The 11230-nt window shown below is 61.5% G+C and carries 5 protein-coding genes and 1 pseudogene; 1 reads left to right on the top strand and 5 read right to left on the bottom strand.

Translation table 11 applies throughout. The features are described 5' to 3' along the window. Positions 1-5528 (top strand): annotated as a pseudogene (locus BMW74_RS12940) (beta strand repeat-containing protein); the annotation flags it as partial. Positions 5529-7356: 1828 nt separating this feature from the next. Here the strand turns inward: BMW74_RS12940 and BMW74_RS12930 are convergent. From BMW74_RS12930 to BMW74_RS12910, 5 genes are all read right to left on the bottom strand, one after another. After that, on the bottom strand, positions 7357-8106 hold the full coding sequence (locus BMW74_RS12930) for an XRE family transcriptional regulator (RefSeq protein WP_093420315.1): 750 nt from the start codon (positions 8104-8106) through the stop codon (positions 7357-7359). Between the two features lie 223 nt (positions 8107-8329). After that, positions 8330-8857, bottom strand: a complete 528-nt coding sequence (gene ppa, locus BMW74_RS12925) for an inorganic diphosphatase (protein ID WP_045061525.1) — start codon at positions 8855-8857, stop codon at positions 8330-8332. 111 nt (positions 8858-8968) lie between these two features. Beyond that, a complete protein-coding gene (locus tag BMW74_RS12920) occupies positions 8969-9784 on the bottom strand; it encodes a M90 family metallopeptidase (RefSeq protein ID WP_093420312.1) in 816 nt (271 codons plus the stop codon). Positions 9785-9790: 6 nt separating this feature from the next. Continuing rightward, a complete protein-coding gene (locus BMW74_RS12915) occupies positions 9791-10447 on the bottom strand; it encodes a DedA family protein (RefSeq protein WP_093420309.1) in 657 nt (218 codons plus the stop codon). A 297-nt stretch (positions 10448-10744) separates the two neighbouring features. After that, positions 10745-11206, bottom strand: a complete 462-nt coding sequence (locus tag BMW74_RS12910; protein WP_093420306.1) for a GNAT family N-acetyltransferase — start codon at positions 11204-11206, stop codon at positions 10745-10747. Positions 11207-11230: the final 24 nt, after the last annotated feature.

Here is an 11230-nt window from a genome sequence, read left to right as displayed (position 1 = left end):
ACAGCAATGCTGCCGTGACGCTGAACAACAACGTTAACCTCAATAACGCCTTGAGCATTGGCGGCAGCAACGCCATGACCCTTGGCGGTGTCGTCGGCGGTATCGGTGGTTTGATCAAGTACGGTGCTGCCGACCTGACGCTCAATGGTGCGAATACTTACTCGGGCGGCACTGCGCTGAATGCCGGTTCGCTGATCGTCGGTTCCAGCACTGCACTCGGCACCGGCGCACTGAATGCGTCGAACGCCACCACGCTGGACGCCGGCACGGCTGCGACGCTGGCGAATAACGTCAACCTCGGCGGTACTCTGACCCTGGGCGGCAGCAACGCCCTGACCCTTGGCGGTGTCGTCGCCGGTATCGGTGGTTTGACCAAGAACGGTGCTGCCGACCTGACGCTCAAAGGTACGAATACTTACTTTGGCAACACGGCGCTGAACACCGGCAAGCTGATCGTTGGCAGCAACACCGCGCTGGGCAGCGGCACCCTAAACGCGGAGACCAACACCACGCTGGACGCTAGCACCGCCGTCAGCCTGAACAATGCGATGGCGCTCGCCGGTGCCTTGAACATCGCTGGCAGTGCCGATCTGACCCTGACCGGATTGGTCAGCGGCGCCGGCAGTCTGGTGAAAAACGGCGCGGCCAACCTGATTCTCAACGCAGCCAACAACTACCTCGGCGGCACCACGCTGAACGCCGGCACCCTGACCGTCGGTAACAGTTCGGCACTGGGTAACAGAGCGCTGACCGTGGGCGGCGCAGCCACGCTGGACAGCAATTCGCCACTGGTGAACCTCGGCAATGCGGTGGCCCTGAACGCCGCACTCACAATCGGCGGCACGCAAGACCTTGCCCTTGGCAACGTAGTCAGCGGCGCTGGCAGTGTGATCAAAAACGGCGCGGCCAATTTGTCTCTCAACGCCAACAACACGTTCAGCGGCGGCACCACCCTCAATGCCGGTACGCTGACCCTTGGCAATGCCAACGGTTTGGGCAGCGGCGCATTGATTGTCGGCGGTGCCGCGACGCTGGATAACAGCGGATCATATGGTATCGGCAATGCGATCACCCTGAACGCCGGGTTGACGGTCGCCGGCAACCACGACCTGCGTCTCAACGGCATCATCGACGGCGCCGGCAGCCTGACCAAAAACGGTTTGTCGGATCTGACCCTGGCCGGCAACAACACGTTCACTGGCGCGCTGAATATCATTTCCGGCAGCGTCACCACCCTCAGCGCCAACGCGCTGGGCAACACTTCCGGCGTCAACATCAGCGCCAGCGCCGGGCTCAATCTGGACAGCGACGCCAGCCTCGGCGCACTGACCGGCAGCGGCAGCGTGCAACTCTCCGGCAGCAATACGCTGACCGTGGGCGGCGTCAACACCAGCAGCACTTTCGACGGTGACCTCAGTGGCAGCGGCGGGTTGACCAAAGTGGGTACCGGCACCTTGAACCTCACCGGGATCAGCGGTCTCACCGGCAACACTTCAGTCAATGGCGGCACCCTGAACCTCACGGGTTCGCTGAACAGTACGCAGGTCAACGTCAATAGCGGCGGTACCCTGACCAGTACCAGTACCGGTTCGGCGATTGGCGCGGTGAACATCAATAACGGCGGCCATCTGGCGTTGTCCTCGGGCAATACCTTGTCAGCGGGTTCGTTAACGCTCGGTGCCAGCAGCAATGTCGATGTCGCCCTAGGCACACCGTCGACGACTTCGTTGATGAATGTCGGCGGCAACCTGACCCTTAACGGTAACCTCAACGTCACCGATGCCGGTGGTTTCGGTGTCGGCGTGTATCGCCTGTTCAACTACACCGGGGCCCTGACTAATCTGGGCCTGGACGTCGCCAGCGTGCCGTTCGGCTACACCCTCGGCGATCTGGTGGTGCAGACCGGGGTGGCCAATCAGATCAACATTCAAGTGGCGGCACCGAACGTCAACATTCGTTACTGGGACGGCAGCAAGACGACGGCCGACGGCGTCGTCGATGGCGGCAACGGCACTTGGAATGCCGTCGACACCAACTGGACCGACGCCAACGGCCAGCTCAGCCAGCCTTGGGCCGGCGACTTCGCGGTGTTCCAGGGCACCGCCGGCACCGTGACGGTGAACGGCACGCAAGCGTTCACTGGCATGCAATTCCTCACCGACGGCTACAACGTGGTCAACGGTGCGGCGGGGCAATTGACGGCGGTCAACGGCAGCGGCGGCACCACCTCGATGCGCGTTGATCCGGGCGTGACCGCGACCATTGGTGCGAATATCAATGGCGGCGGCATCCTCAATAAACTCGACAGCGGCACGCTGGTGCTCAACGGCGCCAACGCTTATACCGGCGGGACGCAACTGGACGGCGGCAAAATTATCGTCGGCAGCAACACGGCGCTGGGTACCGGCATGTTGACCAGCAACGCCGGCACGCAACTGGACAGCAATACCGCGGTGACGCTGGCCAACGCCGCAACGCTCAACGGTAATCTCACCCTAGTGGGTAGCGATGCGCTGACCCTCAGTGGCGTGATCAGTGGCAACGCTGGCCTGATCAAAACCGGTACGGCCAACCTGACCCTCGGTGGCAACAACGCCTTCCTGGGTCCGGTTGCGCTGAACTCGGGCGGCTTGACGCTGGCGTCGAACTCGGCACTGGGTTATGGCACGCTGAACACCGCGGGCGGGACCACGCTGGATGCCACTTCGGCGGTTGCGGTGAATAACGCGGTCAATCTGGCCGGTAACCTCGGCATTGGCGGCACGGCCGATCTGACCCTGGCGGGTTTGGTCAACGGCGCTGGCAGCCTGACCAAAAACGGCGTGGCCAACCTGACCCTGACCGGCAACAATAACTTCCTCGGCGGCACTACCCTGAACGCCGGCACCCTGACCGCCGGCAGCAATTCGGCGCTGGGTCTGGGCAACCTGACCGTGGCCGGGGCCTCGGCGCTGGACAGCAACCCTAGTGCGCTAAGCCTGGGCAACAACGTGGTGCTCAACGCCAATCTGACCAATACCGGCAGCAACAACCTGACCCTCACCAGGGTGGTCAGTGGCGCGGGCGGATTGATCAAGAACGGCGCGTCGAACCTGACCCTCAACGGCACCAACACGTTCAGCGGTGGCACCACGCTGAACGCGGGCACCGTGACGGTGGGCAGCAACAGCGCGCTCGGCCTGGGCGCCCTGACCGTGGCCGGTGCCTCGACCCTCGACAACAACGCGCCACTGGTGCTGGCCAACAACGTCAACGTCAATGCGAATCTGGCCCTGGCCGGGACGAACAATCTGACCCTCGGCGGCATCATCGCTGGCGCCGGCACGCTGAGCAAAAACGGTCTGGCCGACGTAACGCTGAGCGGCAACAACACCTTCAGCGGCACGTTCGATGTGCTTTCCGGTAGTTTGACCACGTTGAGTAGCGGGGCGCTGGGCAACAACGCCACGGTCAATCTCAGTGGCGGCGCGGCGCTGAATCTCGGCGCCTCAGGTAGCCTCGCCAGCCTCACCGGCAGTGGTACGGCGTTGATCGGCACCGGCAATACGCTGAGCCTGGGCGGCAACAACGTCAGCAGCACCTTCGCCGGGACTCTCAGCGGTGACGGCGGGCTGACCAAACTCGGCAGCGGCACCCTGACCCTCAGCGGTACCAGCCACCTGACGGGCGACACCAGCGTCAATGCCGGCACTTTGCAGGTCAACGGTTCGCTGGCCAGCGGCAACGTGCTGGTCAACAGCGGCGGCACCCTCGGCGGCAGCGGCACCTTGACCGGCGCGGTGACGGTGGCCGATGGCGGTCATCTGGCGGCGGCAACCGGCAGCACCTTGTCGATGGATTCGCTGGTGTTCAACGGCAACTCCAACTTCGATGTCGGCCTCGGCACCCCGGTTTCCGGCGGCGGCAATGCGCTGGTCAGCGTCGACGACAACCTGACCCTCGACGGCACCCTCAATGTCAGTGACATCGGCGGTTTCGGCAGCGGTGTGTATCGCCTGATCAATTACACCGGTGGCCTGACCGACAACGGCATGCTCATCGGCACCGTGCCGGGCAGCGTTACACCGGGCGATCTGATACTGCAAACTGCGCTGGCCAATCAGATCAACCTGCTGGTCACCGCGCCGGGCGTCACCGTACAGTTCTGGGACGGCAGCCAACTGTTCCCCAACGGTTCGGTGGAGGGCGGCAGCGGCACCTGGGGCACGGGCACCACCAATTGGACCGACGTCAACGGCACGGTTAATCAAGCCTGGGTCAACACCTTTGCAGTGTTCCAGGGCTCGGCGGGTACGGTGACCGTCAACGGCGCGCAAGCCATCACCGGCATGCAATTCGTCACGGACGGCTACAGCCTGCAGAACGGCACCGCGGGCACGCTGAATCTGGTCAACGGCGCGATGGGCAATGCCACGGTGCGGGTTGATCCGAACGCCACCGCAACACTCGGGGTGGCCCTCAACGGCGCGGGCACCCTCGGCAAATACGACACCGGCACCCTGGTGCTTAACGCCGCTAACGGCTATACCGGCGGCACCGCCCTGAACGGCGGCAAGATCGTGGTGGGCAATAACTCCGCGCTCGGCAGCGGTGTGCTGAGCGCCGCCAATGGCACTGCGCTGGACAGCAACGCCGCCGTCACCCTCGGCAACGCCATGCTGCTCAACGGTGGGCTGACCGTTGCCGGCTCCCATGCGTTGACCCTTGACGGTGTCGTCAGCGGTGCGGGCAGTCTGATCAAGGCCGGTGCGTCTAGCCTGACGCTCAATGGCAGTAACACATACGGCGGCGGCACGCGGCTCAATGCTGGAACCCTGGTGCTGGGCAACAGCGCCGCGCTGGGCACCGGCGCATTGGTCGCCGCCGACGGCACCACGCTGGACAGCTCGACGACCATCAACCTGGCCAACGCAGTGGCACTCAACGGCAGCCTGACGCTGGCCGGCAACCATGACATGGCCCTCAGCGGCGTCGTCAGTGGCAACGGCGAACTGAACAAACAAGGCGCCAGCGAGCTGACCTTGAGCGGCAACAATACCTTCAGTGGGGCGCTGAATATTCTCCAGGGCGCGTTGAACTTGATCGGTAATACCGCCTTGGGCAAGGCTGACTTGAACGTTGCCAGTAGCGCCTTGGTCAGTGTCGGCGGGTTTAACAACCTGGATGCCCTCAGTGGTTCGGGGGCTTTGCTGCTGGGTGCAGGCAGTACATTGCAAGTGGGGGCAGACGGCGCCAGCAGTGTGTTTGACGGCTCGATCAACGGTGTTGGCCACTTGGCCAAGGTCGGTAGCGGCAAACTGGTCCTCAATGGCCTCTCGACGGTCGGTGGTGGCACCACGGTCGGGGCCGGCAGCCTGATCATCGGCGGTGCGGCGGGCTCCAGCGCCAACCTTTCCAGCGATGTCGACGTGGCCCAGGGGGCGATGCTCGGCGGCCACGGCACCATCAATGGCGATATCAACCTGGCCAGCGGCGCGACCCTGAACCCGGGCAACTCGATTGGCACACTGAACGTTGCCGGCGACATCCGCTTCAACAGCGGCTCTACGCTAGTGATCGAAGCGGACCCCGATGGCCGCTCCGACCAGGTGAACGCCACCGGCACCGTGTCGCTTGGCGGCGCGGGCCTGAACATCGTGGCCGGCACTGGCGACTGGGCACCGAACACCCAGTACAAAATTATCGAGGCCGGCAACCTGACCGGCACCTTTGGCAGCGTCAGCAGCAACCTGGTCTTCCTCACGCCGCAAGTGACCTACGCAAGCAATGGCGTGACCCTGGGTCTGGATCGTAACGAAGTCGCCTTCACGTCGGTCGCTCAGACCTACAACCAGCGTGCCGTGGCCGGGACGCTGGATGCGGCCGACGCGGGGAGTGTGTATAGCGCGGTGGCGGTACTCAGTGCCGACCAGGCACGCTCGGCTTACGACAGCCTGTCTGGCGAGATCCACGCCAGCACCCGTGGTGCGTTGTTCGATGACAGCCGCTACGTGCGCGATGCGATTGGAACGCGCCTGCGCAGTGCTCAGGGCCAGGCCCCGAGTGAAGGTGTGCTGCATGTCGATGCGCAAAGTGGCATGACCTTCTGGGTGCAGGGCTACGGCAGTTGGGGCGATAGCGACGGCAATAGCAATGTCGCCAGCCTCGACCATAGCAGCCAGGGCACGCTGCTGGGCATCGACATGCCGCTGAACGACACCTGGCGCGCGGGACTGGCGGCCGGTTATGGCACCAGTGACCTGGACGCCGATGCGCGAAACTCCTCGGCCAAGGTCGACAGCACATCACTGACGGCCTACCTGGGCGGGCAGTGGAATGCGCTGCACCTGAGCGTGGGCGCCTCCCATGCCTGGAGCGACATTGACAGCAGGCGCTACGTCAACGTCGGCAGCATGCAAGAGCGCGTCAAGGCCAAGTACGACGCCAATACGACACAGGTGTTTGGTGAACTGGGGTATGCCATCCAGGCCGGTGACCTGACCCTTGAGCCGTTCGTTGGCCTGGCCCATGTCGAAGTCGACAGCGACAGCTTCCACGAACAGGGTGGCAGCACTGCGTTGCGCGGCGACAGCGAGAAGGACCGTACGACCTATTCCAGCCTGGGCCTGCGTGCGAGCACTCCCGCTGTTGACGTAGCGGGGGTGCCATTGAGCGTACAGAGCAGCCTGGCGTGGCAGCGTGTGCTCGACGAGCCAAGCCAAGACAGTCACCTGACCCTGGCCGGCTATGACAGCTTCACCGTCAAGGGCGTGCCCATTGCCCAGGACACCGCGCTGCTACAGTTCGGGGTCAGCGCCAAGCTTGCCCCGCAAGCAAGCGTCGACCTGGGCTACTCCGGGCAGATCGGCGATGGCTATAGCGATCACGGCGTACGCCTGGGGCTCAATATCGCCTTCTAAGTACCGAGCCTGCGCGGTGCAACGCCGCGCAGGTCCCGATACGGGCCGTGTTGGAGTTGGGGGAATGGTCGGGCATTGGCCGTTCGCGAGCCCCAGCAACACGTGTTCCACACAAAAGGGTGTTGAGGACCATCGGAGAGGGGAGTGTCAATAATTCCCGTAATAGCGAGGCTATCAGGTGGCTTCTCGGATGAGGCGAGTTTATTTTTGGCAATTAAAAAGCCGGCTTGTGGCCGGCTTCTCGGGGACGGGCTTGGTTCATTTTTGGTAAACCGCACCCGCCTTCAAAACGTACACCCGGATCTTGCGTCCGGCTGTGGGACTTGGCGAGAGCGTGATCTGCCTTGTCGACGCGATCGGACCGGCGCTGGGCGGGTCGATGCAAATGTGGGCGCAGCATACTGATTTTTGTGGGGAATTCCCAGCCTGATGTGTGATGTGGAGCAAATGCTGCGCTTCAACGCAGTGGCACCGGCGGTCGTTGTTTGTGCAGGGTTGACCACCAGAACACCCAGCCAAGGATTTCGATGTTTTGCTGCTCGATCTGTTCAGCGCTGAAGATCTCGTCGGGGTAGCAGCTGCTGTTGTGGCTACGCAGGCGCAGGCCGCCCTCCGGGTGGCGGTGCAGGTATTTGATGCGCAGCATGCCGTTGTGTTCGATGGCGTAGATCTCGCCGTCGATGATCCATGTCAGCTCGCGGTCGATGGCCAGGAGCGAACCGTCTTCGATCTTTTCCGACATGCTATCGCCGACCATGGACACGCAAATGGCTTGAGCGGGCTCGACGTCCAGGGCTTCAAGGTAGTGGCGTGGCAGGCGGACAAATTCATTGGGGACTTCGACGATGTGAGTCTCGCTGGTGCCGGGTGCTTTAGGTACTTCTTTATACATCGGCAGTTCGATATCGGCACCCTCGACATTCACGGTATAGACACCGCGAATCTCCTGGGTTTCGAACAGGTTGTTGGACGGATCCTCACGTTGTCCGTGCGTGGGGTACTTGGGTCCCTCGCCGTTGAGCAGCCATAGGCTATTGACGCTTAAATAGCGGGCGATTTCGTCCATGCGTGGGTAGGGAACGCCTCGCAGATACCAGTTGTTGACGTGCTGGGGCTCAACGTTGCAGAAGGTCGCGAACTCCGAAGGGGTGAGGTTCACCTCTTTGAGGAGTGCTTTGAAGCGTGGGCCGCAATTGTTCTTTTTCATAAACACGAAGTTTACGGGTGGCGATCGCAGTATTGAATAAACAACGCGATCAAATTGCGCGGGAATATTCGTCTTATTTGCAAGATATTGTTAGATGTAAGTAAACAATAATAAACATTTAAGTGTGCGTTATTAAACGTATCGTTTATATCGAGGGGCGAGCGCGCAAAAAAAACCCCGGATAACCGGGGTTCTCTTGAAACAGGTCACGGGTGTTTATTGCTTAGCCTTTATAGGCGGCAACCGACTTCATGATCTCGGTGCGAGCGGCTTCTGCATCGCCCCAACCTTCGATCTTCACCCATTTGCCTTTTTCGAGGTCTTTGTAGTTCTCGAAGAAGTGTTTGATCTGTTCCAGCAGCAGGGCGGGCAGGTCGGTGTATTCCTTCACGTCGACGTACAGCTGGGACAGCTTGTCGTGAGGAACCGCGATCACCTTGGCATCGCCGCCGCCGTCGTCGGTCATGTGCAGGATGCCGACCGGGCGTGCACGGATGACCGAACCTGGAGCAACCGGGTAAGGAGTCACTACCAGTACGTCCAGCGGGTCGCCGTCGTCAGCCAGGGTGTTGGGGATGAAGCCGTAGTTGGCCGGGTAGAACATTGGGGTGGCCATGAAACGGTCAACGAACAGGCAATCGCTGTCTTTGTCGATTTCGTATTTGATCGGCGCGTGGTTGGCCGGGATCTCGATCGCGACGTAGATGTCGTTCGGCAGGTCTTTGCCAGCCGGAATCTTGCTGTAGCTCATTGGGCGGTGCCCCCGTAAGTGGCCAAATGACTTGGCCGGATTGACCAAAAAGTGGCGGCGATTATAGGCATATTCTGTGGCCCGTGCCACGTACCAGAGGTCGTCTAGACCTTAGTCGAGTGGCGGCTGATAGGCCGGGTGTTCGGCTTGCAACCGAGTCAGTCGCTGCAGTGGATCCTGACGGTAGAACAACTGCAACTGCTGATAGACCTGTGGATAACTGTCGTGCAGCAGATCCGGGGCACTGAAGAAGTACTCGCTGGTGACGGCGAAGAATTCCGCCGGGTTTTCTGCGGCATAGGGGTCGATTGGCGTTTCGGCGTCCGGGTTGTGGTCCAACTGCCGGTTGAGGTCATCGTAGGCGTGTTGCATCACTTGGGCCCAGTCGCTGACGCGCATGTCGCTGTGCAGCGGCGGCAGGCCATTGGCATCGCCGTTGAGCATGTCGAGCTTGTGCGCCAGTTCGTGGATCACCAGGTTATAGCCTTCCCAGCCGCCACTGGCCATGACGCCAGGCCAGGCCAGGATGATCGGCCCTTGCTGCCAGGCCTCGCCACTGTGTTCACCGTCCCACTCATGTTCCACGCCGCTGGCATCGCGATGGCGCTGGGGACTGACGAAGTCGTCGGGGTAGAGGACGATTTCGTGGAAGCCCGAATACCAGTTCAACTCACCCAGGTTCAGCAGTGGCAGTTGGGCCTGGGCGGCCAGTAGCAGGCGCTGTTCCTGGTGCAGTTCAACGCCGGGTAGGCAGGTCAGGTGTTTTTCTTGCAGGAAGAGCACGGCGGCTTCGCGCAGCCACTGGTCTTCGGCCTCGGTCAGGCCGTCAAGAAAGCTCAACTGATGACGCACCCGTTGCCAGGTGTCATCGGCAACGGGGTGCTTGGCCAGTGTGCGCTGGCGGCGCCAGGAGCTCAGGAGACCCATGGCGGATCAGCGCGGCTCGGCTTTGGAGTTGGCGGCGGCCAGGCGGTTGCGGACTACGCCAATGATCATCGGCACCAGCGACAGCAGGATGATGCCCACCACGAGCAGCGACAGGTTCTTCTTGATGAAGGGTACGTTGCCAAAGAAATAGCCCAGGGTGACCAGGCCGCCTACCCACAGGATGGTGCCGAACACACTGAAACCGAAGAAGCGCGGGTACGGCATTCTGGCAACACCGGCGACGAACGGGGCGAAGGTGCGGATGATCGGCAAGAAGCGCGCCAGGGTCACGGTCTTGCCGCCGTGCTTGTCATAAAAGTCGTGGGTTTGTTGCAGGTAGTCGCGGCGGAAGATTTTCGAGTTGGGGTTACTGAACAGCTTTTCCCCCGCCGTTCGTCCAACCACATAGTTGGTACTGTCACCGAGAATCGCCGCCAGCATCAACAGGCCACCCAGCAACACCGGGTCCATGCCACCACCGGCAGCCACGGCGCCGGCAATGAACAGTAACGAATCGCCCGGCAGGAAAGGCATCACTACCAGGCCGGTTTCGCAAAAGATCACCAGGAACAGGATGGCGTAGATCCATGGACCGTAATTAGTTACCAGCAAATCGAGGTAGACGTCGAGATGCAGGATAAGGTCTATCGGGTTGAAGTCCATGGCGGGCACCTGTGGTAATGGCTCGGCTCGGCAAGCCTGTGCGGAATGTTTGGAGAGTAAGGCTACAGTGTCGTGGAGTTTTTCTTACGGTCTGTGAGGGTCCGGATTATACGGACGCAGGCGTGAAAAAACCGTGGAGTTTGTAGCGGGGGATTACGAAGACGGATCAGCGGCCCAGGCTGCACAGTGTGGGCGCGAGCCTGCTCGCGATCGCTGAATATCAGTCACGGTCGATGTCGAAAGTGCTGACGCTATCGCGAGCAGGCTCGCTTCTACAGTGAAAAACGCGGGTGTGGACTAGCGTTCATCGCTGATCGGTAATACATAGTTCTTGAACTCGCTGTCTTCGCGAAAGCCGATGGACTCGTAGGTCTTTTGCGCCACCAGATTGTCGCTGCTGGTGGATACGCGCATGCGCACCGCTTGTGTTTCCTTGGCCATCTTTTTCGCGGTGCGCATCAGGTTGTCGGCGACCAACTGGCGGCGGGCGTCCTCGGCGACGTAGATATCGTTGAGGATCCACACGCGCTTGAGCGACAGCGACGAAAAGCTCGGGTACAACTGGCAGAAGCCCAGCAGTTTGCTGTCGTCATCGTCGCGCAGGGCCAGGTAAATCACCGACTCCTTGCGGCGCAGGCGCTTTTCCAGGAAGGCCCGGGACGAGTCCGGGTAGGGCAGAGCGCCGTAAAACTCGCGGTATTTGACGAACAAGGGCGTCAGCAGGTCCAGGTGCTCCAGGGTGGCTTGAGTAATCCGCATGCGAGGCCTCAACTTCAAGTGAAT

It is taken from the genome of Pseudomonas sp. ok272 (assembly GCF_900109995.1).
Lineage (GTDB): Bacteria > Pseudomonadota > Gammaproteobacteria > Pseudomonadales > Pseudomonadaceae > Aquipseudomonas.
This window is presented reverse-complemented; position numbering and strand designations above follow the sequence as displayed.

What these genes read in the sequence shown, in the direction of transcription:
- BMW74_RS12930 (WP_093420315.1), bottom strand. Translation starts at nt 8,106, where the DNA reads ATGAAAAAGAACAATTGCGGCCCACGCTTCAAAGCACTCCTCAAAGAG.
- ppa (WP_045061525.1), bottom strand. Translation starts at nt 8,857, where the DNA reads ATGAGCTACAGCAAGATTCCGGCTGGCAAAGACCTGCCGAACGACATC.
- BMW74_RS12920 (WP_093420312.1), bottom strand. Translation starts at nt 9,784, where the DNA reads ATGGGTCTCCTGAGCTCCTGGCGCCGCCAGCGCACACTGGCCAAGCAC.
- BMW74_RS12915 (WP_093420309.1), bottom strand. Translation starts at nt 10,447, where the DNA reads ATGGACTTCAACCCGATAGACCTTATCCTGCATCTCGACGTCTACCTC.
- BMW74_RS12910 (WP_093420306.1), bottom strand. Translation starts at nt 11,206, where the DNA reads ATGCGGATTACTCAAGCCACCCTGGAGCACCTGGACCTGCTGACGCCC.